The organism is Pseudomonas sp. CFBP 5748, from assembly GCF_053850495.1.
In genome coordinates this window covers 297,504-312,533 of record NZ_JBSPTN010000005.1, presented here as the reverse complement: position 1 = coordinate 312,533, position 15,030 = coordinate 297,504, and the positions used below count along the sequence as shown (strand labels likewise).

Annotated in this window: 20 protein-coding genes; 10 read left to right on the top strand and 10 right to left on the bottom strand. The window is 56.5% G+C overall.

Features of this window, described 5'->3' with window-relative positions:
* Position 1: 1 nt before the first annotated feature.
* The gene (fhuF, locus tag ACWNZ1_RS14075; protein ID WP_256453344.1) at positions 2–739 is read right to left on the bottom strand and encodes a siderophore-iron reductase FhuF; all 738 of its coding nucleotides are present in this window, start codon (positions 737–739) and stop codon (positions 2–4) included.
* A 202-nt stretch (positions 740–941) separates the two neighbouring features.
* On the opposite strand from fhuF, the gene ACWNZ1_RS14070 reads away from it, so the two are divergent.
* Together ACWNZ1_RS14070 and ACWNZ1_RS14065 are read left to right on the top strand one after the other, a co-directional pair.
* Complete coding sequence (locus ACWNZ1_RS14070) at positions 942–1,157, top strand: MbtH family protein (protein WP_256453343.1); 216 nt, start codon at positions 942–944, stop codon at positions 1,155–1,157.
* A gap of 36 nt (positions 1,158–1,193) precedes the next feature.
* The gene (locus ACWNZ1_RS14065; protein ID WP_256453342.1) at positions 1,194–2,624 is read left to right on the top strand and encodes a diaminobutyrate--2-oxoglutarate transaminase; all 1,431 of its coding nucleotides are present in this window, start codon (positions 1,194–1,196) and stop codon (positions 2,622–2,624) included.
* A 135-nt stretch (positions 2,625–2,759) separates the two neighbouring features.
* Here ACWNZ1_RS14065 and ACWNZ1_RS14060 read toward each other — a convergent pair whose 3' ends face one another.
* Positions 2,760–3,053: a hypothetical protein gene (locus tag ACWNZ1_RS14060; protein ID WP_256453341.1), complete on the bottom strand. Its 294-nt coding sequence runs from the start codon at positions 3,051–3,053 to the stop codon at positions 2,760–2,762.
* Positions 3,054–3,343: 290 nt separating this feature from the next.
* Between ACWNZ1_RS14060 and ACWNZ1_RS14055 the strand changes: the two genes are divergently transcribed.
* Positions 3,344–4,039 (top strand): tRNA (adenine(22)-N(1))-methyltransferase, encoded by a 696-nt coding sequence (locus tag ACWNZ1_RS14055; RefSeq protein WP_256453340.1) that lies wholly within the window; start codon positions 3,344–3,346, stop codon positions 4,037–4,039.
* 34 nt (positions 4,040–4,073) lie between these two features.
* Here ACWNZ1_RS14055 and ACWNZ1_RS14050 read toward each other — a convergent pair whose 3' ends face one another.
* Positions 4,074–4,319 carry a hypothetical protein gene (locus ACWNZ1_RS14050; RefSeq protein WP_135845984.1) on the bottom strand — a complete coding sequence of 82 codons (246 nt, stop codon included), beginning with the start codon at positions 4,317–4,319 and terminating at the stop codon, positions 4,074–4,076.
* 170 nt (positions 4,320–4,489) lie between these two features.
* Complete coding sequence (locus ACWNZ1_RS14045; RefSeq protein ID WP_135845983.1) at positions 4,490–5,593, bottom strand: polyamine ABC transporter substrate-binding protein; 1,104 nt, start codon at positions 5,591–5,593, stop codon at positions 4,490–4,492.
* A gap of 138 nt (positions 5,594–5,731) precedes the next feature.
* Here ACWNZ1_RS14045 and ACWNZ1_RS14040 point away from each other — a divergent pair, with 138 nt between their 5' ends.
* On the top strand, positions 5,732–6,523 hold the full coding sequence (locus ACWNZ1_RS14040) for a helix-turn-helix domain-containing protein (RefSeq protein ID WP_256453339.1): 792 nt from the start codon (positions 5,732–5,734) through the stop codon (positions 6,521–6,523).
* Positions 6,524–6,593: 70 nt separating this feature from the next.
* Here ACWNZ1_RS14040 and ACWNZ1_RS14035 read toward each other — a convergent pair whose 3' ends face one another.
* The gene (locus ACWNZ1_RS14035) at positions 6,594–6,935 is read right to left on the bottom strand and encodes a cyclophilin-like fold protein (protein ID WP_280944102.1); all 342 of its coding nucleotides are present in this window, start codon (positions 6,933–6,935) and stop codon (positions 6,594–6,596) included.
* A gap of 181 nt (positions 6,936–7,116) precedes the next feature.
* Entirely contained in the window at positions 7,117–8,019 is a 903-nt protein-coding gene (locus ACWNZ1_RS14030; protein WP_135845981.1) for a LysR family transcriptional regulator, read from the bottom strand.
* Positions 8,020–8,177: 158 nt separating this feature from the next.
* On the opposite strand from ACWNZ1_RS14030, the gene ACWNZ1_RS14025 reads away from it, so the two are divergent.
* From ACWNZ1_RS14025 to ACWNZ1_RS14005, 5 genes are all read left to right on the top strand, one after another.
* The gene (locus ACWNZ1_RS14025; RefSeq protein ID WP_135845980.1) at positions 8,178–9,206 is read left to right on the top strand and encodes an alpha/beta hydrolase; all 1,029 of its coding nucleotides are present in this window, start codon (positions 8,178–8,180) and stop codon (positions 9,204–9,206) included.
* Between the two features lie 158 nt (positions 9,207–9,364).
* Positions 9,365–9,904 (top strand): kinase inhibitor, encoded by a 540-nt coding sequence (locus tag ACWNZ1_RS14020; RefSeq protein ID WP_135845979.1) that lies wholly within the window; start codon positions 9,365–9,367, stop codon positions 9,902–9,904.
* A gap of 5 nt (positions 9,905–9,909) precedes the next feature.
* Complete coding sequence (locus ACWNZ1_RS14015) at positions 9,910–10,728, top strand: helix-turn-helix transcriptional regulator (protein ID WP_135845978.1); 819 nt, start codon at positions 9,910–9,912, stop codon at positions 10,726–10,728.
* 166 nt (positions 10,729–10,894) lie between these two features.
* Entirely contained in the window at positions 10,895–11,743 is an 849-nt protein-coding gene (locus ACWNZ1_RS14010) for an AraC family transcriptional regulator (protein WP_256453337.1), read from the top strand.
* 54 nt (positions 11,744–11,797) lie between these two features.
* Complete coding sequence (locus tag ACWNZ1_RS14005) at positions 11,798–12,013, top strand: DUF6434 domain-containing protein (RefSeq protein ID WP_135845976.1); 216 nt, start codon at positions 11,798–11,800, stop codon at positions 12,011–12,013.
* Between the two features lie 30 nt (positions 12,014–12,043).
* Here ACWNZ1_RS14005 and ACWNZ1_RS14000 read toward each other — a convergent pair whose 3' ends face one another.
* The gene (locus tag ACWNZ1_RS14000; RefSeq protein WP_135845975.1) at positions 12,044–12,532 is read right to left on the bottom strand and encodes a DoxX family protein; all 489 of its coding nucleotides are present in this window, start codon (positions 12,530–12,532) and stop codon (positions 12,044–12,046) included.
* 74 nt (positions 12,533–12,606) lie between these two features.
* Positions 12,607–12,825, bottom strand: a complete 219-nt coding sequence (locus ACWNZ1_RS13995) for a tautomerase family protein (protein WP_135845974.1) — start codon at positions 12,823–12,825, stop codon at positions 12,607–12,609.
* Positions 12,826–13,085: 260 nt separating this feature from the next.
* On the opposite strand from ACWNZ1_RS13995, the gene ACWNZ1_RS13990 reads away from it, so the two are divergent.
* Positions 13,086–13,553, top strand: coding sequence for a DUF1203 domain-containing protein (locus tag ACWNZ1_RS13990; protein WP_135845973.1), 468 nt, complete (start codon positions 13,086–13,088; stop codon positions 13,551–13,553).
* A 357-nt stretch (positions 13,554–13,910) separates the two neighbouring features.
* On the opposite strand, the gene ACWNZ1_RS13985 is transcribed toward ACWNZ1_RS13990, so the two are convergent.
* On the bottom strand, positions 13,911–14,366 hold the full coding sequence (locus tag ACWNZ1_RS13985) for a type VI secretion system amidase immunity protein Tai4 (RefSeq protein WP_135845972.1): 456 nt from the start codon (positions 14,364–14,366) through the stop codon (positions 13,911–13,913).
* A complete protein-coding gene (locus tag ACWNZ1_RS13980) occupies positions 14,366–14,866 on the bottom strand; it encodes a type VI secretion system amidase effector protein Tae4 (protein ID WP_135845971.1) in 501 nt (166 codons plus the stop codon). The genes ACWNZ1_RS13985 and ACWNZ1_RS13980 overlap by 1 nt, the downstream gene beginning before the upstream one ends.
* Between the last annotated feature and the right edge of the window lie 164 nt (positions 14,867–15,030).

Below are 15,030 nucleotides of genomic sequence, written 5' to 3'. Positions count from 1 at the left end.
GTCAAACGGCCTGCTCCTGCTGTTTGCACTCATCGAGTGGGCAACTGCTGCAATAGCCGACGCCGGGAAGGCGGTAGCGAATGCAGCAGATGCGCCTCAGGCGCTGTGGCTCCTCTTCGCCGACATCGTGGTAATGCACGGGGGCGAATAAAGGATTGCGCCGACCGTTGGGCCGCAGGCGGGTGGTCAGGATTTCTCTGGCCGGCGCGGTGCTGTGCGCGTTGGCCAACGGGTGCAGCTCGATACGGCTGGTGACGAACTCGAACGTATTGCCGGCATTGCTCCAGAACAATCGGGGCGACGCCCGGGAAACCTTGACCAGGGTTTCGATGACGGGCTCCAGATGACCTTCGATCAGGGTATGAAATCGCTCGAAGGCCGTGCAGGGGCCCAAGGGGTGGCCGGCATGGGACAAGTGCAACGCCTGCGGCCTGGCGTCATTGCCCAGTTGTATCCCGGTGTCGGCAAGGGCCAGTGGCAGATCGCACTGCTGGAGCAGATTGGCGGCCATCACCGGTGCCAGGAACGTGCTGAAGTACCATTTGGACCACAGCGATACCAGGGCCAGGCGCTCATCGGTTTTGTACCGGGCCTGCAGGTCGTCGACGAATGCACCGAAATACTCGTGCTGGAAGAACCTGTCACCCGGCACGTCTGTACGGGGATGGCTGCGCAGTTGCAGCTTTTCACCATGGTCGGCAAGGGGACCTGTGAACAGCGGGGCAAGGCTGGGAATCATCGACTCATCCGTGGACCGCAGTTGAGAGAGGTTATCGTTCAGAGGGGGTCAAAGTATAAACAGGGCGTTGCCGTCTTGCGACTGTTCATCGTCGACAGGGAAATTTGAGAACCCTGCATAAATTTTAAAAGATTAATGAGAATCGCTACCATTAGTATTGTATCCTGAGATCCTTTCCACCATGCCAGTCAAGGAGCAAGCAATGAGTTTGGACAGCCCGGATACGCGCTTTCTGGTTGTAGTCAATGATCAAGAGCAGTACTCAATCTGGCCGGATTATCGAAGCGTGCCCAACGGCTGGCGCACGCTCGAGGTGAAAGGCAGCAAGCAAGAGTGTCTGGACTATATCGAAAAGGTCTGGACCGATATGCGCCCGCTGAGCCTGCGCCAGGCCATGCAGGCACAAGGACAGGGCTGATCGCCCGCGACAGAGTTTTTACCTCAGGGATTCAATATGGAAAGCGTCCAGCCCCGTCTATCATCCAGCGCAACCTTCACGCTGGAACAGTTTCGCCAGCAAGCTCCGCGTGAACTGAATACCAACCCGTATCTTCAGCGCCAGGCTGCCCGGGAATCGAATGCCCGGTCTTATCCGCGGCGTATTCCGTTGGCGCTGCAAGAGGCCCATGGCCTCTATGTTCGCGATACCCAAGGTCAACTGTTCATGGATTGTCTGGCTGGGGCGGGGACTCTGGCGCTGGGGCATAACCATCCGGTAGCCATCGCGGCCATGCGCCAGACGCTCGATTCCGGCTTGCCTTTGCACACCCTGGATCTTACGACTCCGGTCAAGGATCGCTTCGTCGAAGACCTGTTCAATGCGCTGCCGGAAAACTTTGCCCGTCACGCGCGCATCCAGTTTTGCGGTCCGACCGGTGCCGATGGCATTGAGGCGGCATTGAAGCTGGCCAGGACGGCTACCGGGCGCAAGCCGATTCTGTCGTTCTCTGGTGGCTACCACGGCATGACGCTGGGAACATTGAGCCTGATGGGCAACCTCGGGCCGAAGCAGGCACTGGGTTCGCTGATGGCTGATGTGCAGTTCCTGCCGTACCCCTATGACTACCGTTGTCCGTTCGGCATCGGCGGCGAAGCCGGTATCGATGCCGGCTTGCATTTTATCGAGCAATTACTCAGCGACCCGGAGTCGGGAGTGTTGCCACCCGCAGCTGTAGTGGTTGAAGTCGTGCAAGGCGAGGGTGGGGTGATTCCGGCACCGATCCGGTGGCTCCAGGGCCTGCGTCAATTGACCCGCAAGTTTGGCGTGGCACTGATTATTGATGAAGTACAGACCGGCCTGGGTCGTACGGGCAAATTGTTTGCTTTCGAGCACGCGGATATCGAGCCTGACATCCTCGTACTCTCCAAGGCAATCGGTGGTGGCCTGCCGTTGGCCGTGATGGTGTATCGCGAAGAGTTGGATACCTGGAAACCAGGCGCCCACGCCGGCACATTCCGCGGCAATCAAATGGCGATGGCGGCGGGGGCCGCAACGCTGCGCCATATCATCAGTGAAGACTTGCCGGGGCATGCCGATGTCATGGGGCAACGACTGATGGGGCATCTGCGTGGGTTGCAAAGCGATTACACCTGCCTGGGTCAGGTACGCGGCCGAGGATTGATGGTGGGGGTGGAAATCGTCAGCGATACGCCGAGCGACAAGCGTGTTCCTGCGGCAGATACGGCCTTGGCCCAGGCCATTCAGCGGCAATGCCTGCGCCTGGGTGTCATTCTGGAGCTTGGTGGACGTCATGGCGCCGTTGTGCGATTCCTGCCGCCATTGATCATCCAGCCTGAAGAGGTCGATTTGTTGGTCGAACTCTTCCAGGTTGCCTTGGCGAATGCTCTGGCAGAGGTCAAGGGAAGAACGCTGCACATCGCGTGATGCCGTGGGAGTGGTGCCGTGTGCGCAACGAGCCGAGCCTTTTGTTGCTCGGTTCGTTGCGGGGGTTGATCCGTCGCAGCTTAACGTTCAACTGTCCGGCGCCACCCTCTGAGCCACTGACGAAATTTCATATCACTAAGGCTGCGTCTTGGCACCCGTCGAGACAAAGCTTTCATAGCCTTTCGCACGCGGCGCTTCATCGCGCACCCATAAACGCTCGCTGCGACATTTGAACTTCACACCTTTGCGTGGTGGCATGACCCTGGCCGTCTCCATGCACATTGCTCTGGAAGCAAAGGTTGGCCCCGGCTTCCGTTCTTCCACGCAGCCTTCGACGCCACTGCAGATGGCCATCACCACAAAATAAACCGTCATCATCCTGGGTTGCTCCAATCGAGTGAAGCGATCAATACATCCGTTGTCAGTCATGGCTGGCGGGCCTAAGCGCGTAGCCGTGACTAGGCGAATGATCTGCCTTCATTCAAATCTTCAGCAATGGCAAATTGATGCCGATCGTCGGAAAAATGGCACTTTTACGTTTGTTTTTTACTCTCTCAATGCCGGCGCCATTATGTTGTCGTTTTGGGGCGAAAATGTACGTGATCGGGGTAGAAACCAGGGCACTGATCGCGGGAATTTGAAACCCACGGCGTTGCTCGATAGAGTCGCGCCCCGATCCGGCCAAAGGTGCGGACGTTCGTGGTGAAAAGGAACCGCAGTTGAACGAACAGACATTGTCCATGCGCCTGGAGCGCGTGGCAGCGCATGTGCCAGCAGGCGCACGCCTGGCCGATATCGGCTCGGATCATGGCTACCTGCCGGTGGCGTTGATGCGCCGGGGGGCCATTGCGGCGGCGGTGGCGGGTGAGGTGGCGTTGACGCCGTTTCGCGCGGCCGAACGCACCGTGGGCGAGAATGGCCTCGACCAGCGGATCACCGTGCGCCTGGCCAATGGCCTGGCGGCGATCCAGCCAGCGGATGGGATTACGGCGATCAGCATCTGCGGCATGGGCGGCGAGACGATCCGTGACATCCTCGATAGCGGCAAGGCGCGCCTGAGCGGCCATGAGCGCCTGATTCTGCAGCCCAACGGCGGCGAGCAGCCACTGCGCCAATGGTTGATGGAAAATGGCTACCGCATCCTCTGCGAAGAAGTGCTGCGGGAAAATCGTTTCTACTACGAGATCATCGTCGCTGAGCGCGCCGCGCAGGTGGGGTATACCGCCGAGCAACTGTACTTCGGCCCATTGCAGATGCAGGCGCGTAGCCCGGTGTTCCTGGCCAAATGGCAGCGTATTCTGCGCGAGAAGCAGCGGACCCTGAGCCACTTCACCCGAGCGCGGCAGGCCGTGCCCGAGGAGAAGGTGCAAGAGATTGCCCGGCAGGCACGGTGGATCACCGAGCTGCTGGCTTGAGGCCAGACTACGAGAGCGTGACAACACGCATGTGTCAGCTCGATTTGTGATTTCCCTTTTCAGCTGGTGCGAGTTCGGGGAATTCAACCAGCAGGGCCTCGTTACCGCTGGCAATGAGTTTCATCACTGCCCGGGTGATGTGTGCACGCACCGCCCCGCCTGAAATGGAATACATGGCCCAGGCTTGGTCGGGTGTGCAATGGCCGATTTGTTCCTCAATCTCCATGTAGGCTTTGTAGTCGTCCGACTCCAAGTGCCACTGGTAATCACCTTGGCTCATGATTCTATCCTTCCCTGGAACCGCTATGACCGCCCCTCAGTCAGTCGGCTGATCGGGGCTGTCCCTGCTCCCTATGTGATGTTCATTGCCCCAAAGCAGTTATCGCAGAAATGCCTCCCTCAGATAAAACAGAGGTGGTAGAGGGAAACAAAGGCGATAACCCAGTCAGATCATGTACCACTCTTAACTTTGGTCCAGACCCGGGTGCGGATTCGCTCCAGTTTCAATGGCAGTGGCTCCAGCGGAACAAGTGTGGCGATGGTCTTTTTGTCTGGATAAATCCAAGGATTGTCGCGCAGTTTTTGCTCGACAAATTCAGTGGCGTCTTTATTGGCGTTAGGGTAGAGGGTGTGGTTTGAAGTCTTGGCAATAACGTCGGGTCGCAACATGTAATTAATGAACGCCATGCCTTCTTTCGGGTGAGGAGCATTCTTTAGCAAAACCAGATTTTCCGACCAGACCAGTGCGCCCTCGCGAGGAAGGCTGTAGGCAATTTTGCGTCCAGTGTTGGCCTTCTCGTTCATGGCCTGCGCAGCAAGCGCACCATTCGCCCATCCGACTACCGCACAAATATTGCCATCGGCCAGGTCGGAGTCGATTCTGGATGAGTCGAAATAGACGACATAGGGGCGGATTTTTAACAGCAGCGCTTGCGCCTTCTGGTAATCATCCGGGTTCTTGCTATTGCTAGGGAGCCCAAGGTAATGCAAGGCAATTGAAATGATCTCGCTGGGAGAATCAAGCATCGCCACGCCACACGACTTGAGTTTGCTGATGTTCTCTTCTTTGAAGATTAAATCCCAGCTATCGACCGGCGCATTATCGCCTAATGCCGCTTTGACTTTATCCACGTCATAGCCAATGCCGGTGGTACCCCATAGATAGGGGACGGCGTAGCGATTACCTGGGTCATTGACCGCAAGCTGGGACAAAATAGCGGGATCGATGTGTGACAAGTTGCTCAGTTGATTGCGATCCAATGGCTGAAGCACTCCGGCCTGGATCAGGCTTGGCAACACATTGGAGGTGGCCACAACCACGTCATAGCCCGTGCGCCCGGCCATTACTTTACTTTGCATGATTTCGGCACTGTCGAATGCATCCATATGGAAGCGGGTGCCGGTTTCCTGCTCAAACTCCTTTGGCGTCTGCGGTGCGATAAAGCCAAACCAGTTGTACAGATACACCCCAGGTTCTACAGCCCCCGCCGATGTGCTTATCCCGGCACAAAGAAGCGACGCTGAAAAAATGGTTCGCAGACGTGATTTGCTCATACAACTATCCTTGTCAAGACGATCGCCCTCATGGCCATCGTAACCCCGGGCAGTGAATATACCGGGCATTGACGAATAGTAAATACCTACGAATACTTATCCCCGCCCGACGAATCCCTAACCCTAAAGGGGTAGAAAATGCCACTCGACCTTCACAGCCTGGCTTGGCATCGATCGATTGGAAAGCTGATCATGCAGTTGAATCGGCCAGAATTCTGGAGCTCACTTGTTCGTACGTTAAATGAATATGTGCAGATCGATAACTGGGTTGTATTGATTTTTAGCAATCAGCAAGTGCAAGTCGTGAGCCTTCCTGAAATGATAGATACGGAAGAGGTCGATGCATTCATTCATCGTTATGTGAAGGGGCTGTATATGCTGGATCCGTTTTATATTGCGGATCGGGAGAATCCACAAAGCGGCTTCTTTCATATGCTGGATATCGCGCCGGAGCACTTTCTTGAGACTGAATATTATCATCAGTATTTCGAGCAATATATTTCGGTGGATGAGGCTCAGTACAATGTCCGGCTTGATGCTGAAAGAACGTTATGCATTTCCTTTGGCAGCAATGTCCATTTTAATCAGGAGCAGATAACAACGCTTGATATGATCAAGCCATGGGTGACTGCATTAATGCAGCAGCGCATGTATTTTGAAGTGGATGTGGAAAAGGATTTTGCCGAGCCAACGCCATGGCCAGAATCGATTGTCTCGCTCGGTGCACAAATAACAGCGCGTGAAAAGGATGTGCTCAAGTTGTTGTTGAGTGGCTTCTCCAATAAAGAAATCGCCGGCAAGCTTTCCCTGTCGGCAGAAACGATAAAAGTTCATCGGCGCAATATCTACACCAAATTGAATATCAAGTCACAATCCGAACTGTTTACTCGTTTTTTTATGCCCCGGCAGGATGTTTTCCCTATAAATTGAAGTTGGCGTATCTGCGATACACAGGGTGGAGAGCAGATCGAATCGATGCTTTTACTCGTGACCCGGCTGCTCAATCCCTTGAAAAAATAGCCTGGACATCCCCAGGGCCGAGGGTCTTGGGCAGATCGTCAGGAGTATTCACCCGCCCAAGGCGTGTATAGGCATACGACGACTTGAGCGTTGAGTAGAAGACCACCAATGTGTCGTCGCCATACAGCATCAAGTCGCCATTGCGCAGCGTACCGGGCCTGGTTGCATTGGTCACCAGTGGGGCAGGCAGGCTGGCGTACTTCTCATTGCCGTTGAGCTCTCTCATGTCCAATCGCAGCGGCAGTTGCCGCACCAGTGCCCGGGCGCTGGGATTATCGTCAAGGGTGATGGAAAAACGCTGATTGCCAACCGTCATCCACATTGCAGGCGCCTCCATTTTTTCATCCGTCGACTGAGAGTGTCCTGTTGCGCAGGTCAGATACGCCAGCAGTCCGAATACCGCCAAATTTGATCGTCGAATGGTCATTCGCAAATGCTCGCCGATGAAGCGCCCACTGACTAGCTGATCAATTCTGAATAGGGTTAGTAGCTTCTCTTATCAATCAAGCGGCAGGGCGCTTAGCCCGTAGCGCATCGACCACCAGAGAAAAGGCCGGCGACGGCTGTCGGCGGCTCGGGTAGTAGAGGTGGTAGCCCGAAAACGCCGGACACCAGTCTTCCAGTACTCGCATCAGCCGCCCCTCGTTCAGGTACGGGGCGAACTCCTCTTCCGGCAGGTAGGCAATACCCACGCCATCGAGGACGGCCTCAGGCACGTGTGTCGAGGTGTTGAACACTAACTGACCGTCAACGCGCACTTTGAGTTTTTTGCCCTTTTGCTCGAACTCCCAGGCATCCACGCCGCCGTAGGTGGGAAAACGAGTATTGATACAACGATGCGCCACCAGATCACGCGGGGTTTTCGGAAGGCCGTGCTCGGTGAAGTATTCGGGCGTGGCCACGACCGCCATGCGCACGTCCGGCCCGATAGGCACGGCGATCATGTCCAGGTCCACGGTTTCTCCAAAGCGCACACCTGCATCGAAGCGATCGGCAACGATGTCGCGAAAACCGTAGTTGATGTCCAGCTCCAGGCGAATGTCCGGGTATTCGCGCAGCAGCGGCAGTAGTCGGGGGAGGAGTGTGGTCTTGACCACGTGATCGCCACAGGTGATGCGCACGGTGCCGGCCGGTTTGTCGCGCAGTTCGGTGAGGGCGTCCAGCTCACATTCGATCTCGTCGAAGCGATGGCCGATCGACTGGAGCAGGCGTTCGCCCGCCGCGGTCAGCGAAACGCTGCGAGTGGTTCGTGTAAGCAGACGGATTTTCAGCCGTGTCTCGAGCCCGGAGACCACTTGGCTGACGGCGGATTGGGTGATCCCCAGGTGCGCTGCTGCACGGGTGAAGCTGCTTTCGCGGGCGACCACGACGAACGCCATGAGGTCGTTGAAGTTGTGCTTGGGCATGCTGCGGTCTCGGTTGACTGATTAGCAGGGGTTATAACCTCTTTAAGTATTCATTAGCTAATCAAAGTCTGCGCAGTGCGCGAAGATGCTCACGGCCCCGAGCCTCGGGGCTTCATGTCAACGGGCGCTGCCCGTCCGCCAACCCCAGGGGAGATCCAGTGAAAAGATTATTCGTGTTGCTTGGACTTCTGATGAGCTCGCTTGCCGCGACAGGAGCCGATATGTCCAACGGTGCTGACAATTTCTACCAGAGCGACAAGCTGACCGTGCAGAAGGTCACGTTTCGCAACCAGTACCAGATGATCGTGGCGGGTAACCTCTACCTGCCCAAGGGCCTCGATAAGCAGCGCAAGCACCCGGCAATTGTCGTCGGCCATCCCATGGGGGCGGTGAAGGAACAGAGCGCTAACCTGTACGCACAGAAACTGGCCGAACAGGGCTTCGTCACGTTGTCCCTGGACCTGTCTTTTTGGGGGGAAAGCGAGGGGGCGATACGCAACGCCGTACTGCCGGACCTGTACGCAGAGGACTTCAGCGCGGCGGTGGACTTTCTTGGCTCCCGGCCTTTCATTGACCAGGAGCGCATCGGTGCCTTGGGTATTTGCGGCAGCGGCAGTTTCGTGATCAGCGCAGCGAAGATCGACCCTCGCATGAAAGCCATCGCCACCGTGAGCATGTACGACATGGGCGCGGTCAATCGTAACGGTCTCAAGCATTCACAGACCCTGGAGCAACGCAAGGCAGCCATCGCTGCCGCCGCGCAGCAGCGCTACGTTGAATTCACCGGCGGCCAGACCGAGTACACCAGCGGCACGGTGCATGAACTCAACGCCGATACCCACCCGATCCAGCGTGAATTCTACGACTTCTACCGTACTCCTCGTGGGGAGTTCACCCCGCAAGGCTATTCGGCGCAGTTGACCACCCACCCGACGTTGACCAGCAATATCAAGTTCATGAACTTCTACCCGTTCAACGACATCGAGACCATCTCGCCGCGCCCGATGCTCTTCATCGCCGGAGAAAACGCCCATTCGCGGGAGTTCAGCGAAGACGCCTACCGCCTGGCCGGGCAGCCCAAGGAGTTGTACATCGTCCCCGGCGCCGGACATGTCGACCTGTATGATCGGGTCAACCTGATTCCCTTTGCCAAGCTGACCCGCTTCTTCCAGGACGGCCTCAAGTAAGCGTGTCAATCAGGCGCCGGCGTTCAGCCGGCGCCTGACCCTTGGTCAACTCAGGTGCAATCGAGCGTTTCGGCACAGTTGTCGAGCATTTCGGCACAGTAGCCACTCTTTGTTCAACCTAGACTCGTGCTTCATTTTTAGCCCCAGATGGAGTCGCGATGAACATCAGATTAATTTTGCCTGCACTCTCAATGCTCGTTTCATTGAGTGGCTACGCTGCTGACTTTTCACTGACCAGCCAGGATATTGCGGACAATCGTCCGCTGACCCGTCGCGAAGTGTTCCAGGGCTTCGGTTGCGAAGGTGGCAACACCTCCCCCGAACTTTCATGGGCGAACGCCCCCGCAGGTACCCGAAGTTACGCGATCACGGTCTACGATCCCGATGCACCGACCGGTAGCGGCTGGTGGCATTGGACGGTCTTTAACCTGCCAGCTTCTCTCCATAGCCTGCCAAGCGGAGCCGGGTCGAGTTTGCCTGCCGGTGCAGTACAAGGGCGGACAGATTATGGTCAGTCAGCGTTTGGCGGTGCTTGTCCTCCAGTAGGGGATAAACCCCATCGCTATCAATTCACCGTATGGGCATTGAAAGTCGATAAGCTACCGCTCGACAGCCAGGCCAGCGGAGCCTTGGTGGGGTATATGCTCAATGCCAACGCCTTGGCCAAAGCGACCATTACTTCAACTTACGGGCGTTAAGAACGATGCACCCTTGTGACGGCATACAGCACCGGCAAAATATTATCGATGCGAGTGTCATACGGTCGCGCCTGCCCGTTACGTTGACAAGGGTGCCGGTGTTCGTGAGCACCTTATGTCGGGTGCGGCAGGGGGAAAAGCTGCTGCAATGGGATGACCGGCAAATGCGTGCAGGGCCGCAACATCTGATTCTGATGCCGGCCGGGCGCGAACTGGGTATCTCCAATATCCCTGGCCCTCACGGACACTACATCGCCGATGCGGTGTCCTTCCCCGTCTCGATATTGCGCAACTTCAGCGCTCGATATAGCCAGCAGATCATGAGCCACAGCGGCGTGTTGAAGACCGAGCTGTGCGTGCGGTTGGACAGACACACAACACAGGCATGGGATCAGTTGTTGGCCGCCATCAACGGGAATGCCCCGGATGCATTACGCACCCTCTACGGGGAAGCGGTCCTTCTGAGCCTGTGCCTTGGCGGCCAGCTCGGGCCGCTGCTGATGGGGCGCGACGATCCGATTTCCGAGCGCGTGCAGCAGTTGGTGATGGGCAGCCCACAGAGTGATTGGACGGTTGCGAGCGTTGCCCAACATCTGAACCTGGGTGAGTCGACCTTGCGTCGTCAACTGGCGAATGAGGGGGACAGTTTCCGCGATATTCTGGAGGGCGTTCGACTGGCGGCAGCGTTGCAATGGCTGCAGACAACTTCTCGTCCCATTGGTGAAATTGCCGGCGCCTGCGGTTACGCCTCGGCCTCACGTTTTGCGGTGCGCTTTCGCTCACACTACGGTCTATCGCCACGTGAGTTGCGGGCAGCGATTTAAGCACTCCCGTGAGTCTTCCCCTTATTGCGGGTGAGTGTCGGCAATCACGTTAGTGTGACACTGAAGTTTTTTACACGCTTCGAGTCGAAAGCAAAAATCACAAGAACGATCAAATACCCAACCTATTCATTTGCTAACGTTGCCCCAGTTTTCAAGGAGCATCGTCATGCGCAACATTGAAAGAGCGCTGTGGTACATCGAACTGGAGCTGGGGTCGAACCTCGATCTGGGGCGTGTTGCGCAGCATTGCAAGCTGTCTTCTTTTGCACTGGCTCGTTTGTTTGCGCTGTCGACGGGTTGGTCGGTGATGCGTTACATCCGCGCGCGGCGTTTGAGCCAGGCAGCTCTCACATTGCGCCGGGGGGCGCCGGATATCCTGCAGGTAGCACTGGATGCCGGCTACGGCTCCCATGAGGCTTTTACGCGTGCTTTCTGCGATCTGTTTGGGCGCACTCCGAAGCAGGTTCGTGAGCACAAGGATGAGAATCTTCCATTGGTGGAGCCTTTACGCATGAAAGAACGCAAACTCATAACACTCTCCGAGCCTCGCTTTGAAACCCGATCCGAGTTTTTCATTGCGGGTCTGGGCGAGCGTTTTACCTTCGACAAGAACGAAGGCATCGTGGGTTTGTGGCAAGCCTTCGCTCCTTACATTGAGCGGATGCCCGATCAGATAAGCACTTGGACCTACGGCCTGTGCTGCAATCCCGCAGAGGATGGCAGTTTCGAGTACATTGCCGGCACTGAGGTGTCCCGCGTCGACGATCTTCCCGCCGTTTTTCGACACTTCAGAGTGCCGCGGCAAAACTATGCCGTGTTTCGACACCTGGGCCATATCTCGACGATCCATCAGACGTTCTTCAGCATTTTCAACCACTGGTTGCCTGAGTCTGAATACGAGCTTGCAGACGCTCCTGAGTTCGAGCAATACAGTGCTGATTTTGAGCCGTCCCAAGGGAAGGGCTACGTAGAGGTGTGGATACCGATTGCAAGAAATCAGGCAGCCGATTCGTAGGATGGGTGTCTGCCATGAATGTATGAGTCACAGCGCTGCGTAAGGAATTTGCCCATGAGTTTCAATTGGCACAGTGACCCGCTCACAAGAGATACGCTGGTTTGTAAAGGCTACAGGAATACACAGAACGTTCGCAGGTTCATGGTGGAACACTGCGGCGTGGACTTTAAATTCGACAGGGATTTCATGGCTTGGGTGCGCAATGACGTTACCAAGACGTTGGGAGATGTTGTCGATGAGTGGTTGCGGCGACATCGTGATATCCACTAACCGCTGGACCAGGAGGGCCATATCCCAGGTTCAGATGTTGAGGCCGCGCGGCCGCAAGCGTGAGTCCAACGAATAGGCTCCGCCTCCGCGAGCGACGATGTACAGGGCAAGAACTCCCATCAGCACAGGAAACTCGATGCCTCGATCTATCCAGGGCCAGGTCGGCCCGAGCGCATAGCTGATTGCAACCATTTCAAGTGTGACGAGCAGCGCTATCAACCTCGTGCCGAGCCCGGTTGCCAGCATGAGCGCACCTGCCGTCTCCAGCAGCATGACCAGGAAGGCGAGTTGCGCAGCGAAAGGTAAGCCCATCACGTTCTGGATGAGGTTGATCGACCCGGCCATTGGGTCGGCCATCGATCCGTGGGAGGTGCGCAGAACCTTCGGCAATCCGTGGGTAAAAAGGATCACGGCGAAGGTGATTCGCAGCAGGGCGTACAGATAAGGTTCGAAGCTGGCGGCCCGTGCGTTCACAGCGGCTAAAGCGGGGCGCAACGATGATGCGTTTTCCGTGGTCATGGAAAGTCCCTGGTAGTCAACGAGCGGTCGTGATCGATGACCGCCAGGATGGGCGTCTCGGGCTTGCGAAGGCGTTATTGTCCCTTGGCTGGCAACCCCATCTTCTCAAGCGTCAGCGTCTCGTCGGCGCGGCCCCAGCCGCCATCTGCCACTTCTTCGACCAGGACCATGGTGAATGGACGAACCTGCTCGCCGAAATACTCGACGAACATCTGCGTGGTGCGATGGATGATCTCTTCTTTGCGGGCGTGGTCCAGGATTCCTTCCGGGAATTTGTAGTTGGCGAATGGCATCGGTTTGCTCCGTGGGTGTGAAACAGATCTGGGAGGGAAGGGCGCAAGCCCATGGAGCGCATTCTTCTTGTTTGGGTTTGTGAGATAAACCCTGCTGGATTGCCATCTGAATTCAATAACAGAGAACAATCAGTGCCGTGGATGGCGGCTCCTTCGAAAAGCCTTGTCCGGGGGGCATTGATTTTTTGGCCGCAAGAATCGGATCGCGAATACAGATCTGGTTATCGCCTTATGGACGCCCACATCAAGAGGCGCCCATCATGGACTTTCGCATCACAGGCCTGGCCCCTGAGTCATTTCGCACACTGTTTGGATTGTCTGCTGAAGAACTCGCGTCAAGAGGGGTAGAGCGTCATCTCGTTGACAGCAAACCAGGCTTTCCTGATCGTATAGAAATGAAAGAAGCAGAGCTTGGGCAAAGCATGCTGCTACTGAACCATGTCAGCCAGCCGGCCAACACACCCTACCGCGCCTGCCATGCGATCTTCATTCGGGAAGGGGCTACTCAAGCTTATGATGCCGTCAACCAGGTGCCCGAGGTGATGCGAACGCGCCTACTGTCGCTTCGAGCTTTTTCCGAGGACGGGATACTGTTGGATGCCGATGTTGTAGATGGGCAAGCGATAGAGCCTGTGATCCACCAGATGCTTGCCAATCCAGAGGTCAGTTACATTCACGTTCACAACGCGAAGCAGGGTTGTTACTCGGGGCGGATAGATCGGGCATAAGCAAGCAGAGCACCGCTTGTAGATGCGGGGTATGCAGCCCCGCGCAAAACTTTGCGGTCGCGCGCCACGTTTGCCTCACCCATGGCTATGAGTCGATGGAACGGGCGCGTCTTATCTCGGTTTCTTGCGTAGGGAGCTTGCCGATCTATCCGTAGCCAAAGCCGTGGCAACGGATTTTTGTGCGCTCTACAACGTCAGTGATGAGCACCGGCAAGCACGGGTTTCAACCGTCACGAAGGCTGTGTACGGTCGGGCACACCTGTTGCTGCGTTATGTGGAATGGAGCGCTGCGAAAGGGCATTGCCGTTTACAGAGCTTATCCGTCCGGCCAGCACCACGGATGGCGGCGCGCAGGGCTCATTCCTTTTTGGGGCGTGGCGGGTTGTCCTGGCGATAGGTGTGCTGGGGGTTGATCACCACTTGCTTGACCTGATTGTCCAATTCCTTGCTGTGGTACAGGTCCAGGCATTTGAGCAACTCAAAGCGCACGCCTGGCCGCTCTGATTCGACCAGGGGGTTGTGATAATCACGGGCCAGAAACTGGTCAATCAGAGGCCTACCGGCTTGGGGGGCTTGCTCCAGATCGAAATAGGTCCAATCCATCAGCGCACTGGCACTGCTTCCGGCGTCCTGGGCCGTTTCAGGTTCGCGCTTGTAGGCGGTAGCGATGCAGTCCGCCAGCACCATATCCTTGTAGTTTTGCGCGTAGGTGCGCTCGCCTGCCTGTGGCGAGCGGATCGGATCATCCTTGGCCCAACTGTTGGAAGGTGCGGCTGCCCAGGCCAGTACCAGGATCGCAGTCAAATACTTCATCAAGGCAAACTCCAGAAGTTCGCCCGGTCGGTCTGATAGTTCACGCCCGGCTCATTGAAATAGCAATGGTCATAGCACATTCTGCCGTCAAACAACGTGGCATGCCCCTGGGCGTCCGACCAGCCAGAAACTTCAAACAAAATCAGCCCCTTCTTGCCTGCCAGGGGGCCGCCATCGGCGGCCGGGTACCTGATCGTCTCGGCTTTTCCCCATTGCTGTTCCAGATAGGCAATCAGGCTTTTGACGCGATAAAAGTACCAGCGCTTGTCAGCGCCGGACACGGTTTCGCCACGTATGTGCGGTATGAGTGAGCCGGAGTAGTTGAGGATATAACTCATGCGCACTGCGCAGGTGTTGACCCACCGTAGGGCCGGATCACGGCTGTTGATGTTCGTTGCAACATTGCCGCCGATGACGGTCGCCACTTTTTCAGACGGATTGACGGTGTCGTAGATCCGTTGAGAGGCGGCCCATGCGCTGGAAAACGAGGGTCGAATCATGTTTCATCCTTGATATCGGGCAGCAGGGAATCGCTGCGGTTAATCCTTCACGCGTGAGGTGACGATAGCCTTGAATGACGGATCAGCAAGGGTGTCGTGCCCAGAAGGTTACGTTTCTCGTATGCTGTAAGGCAAGCCTATTTGCCAGGTATCAGGACTGGTGT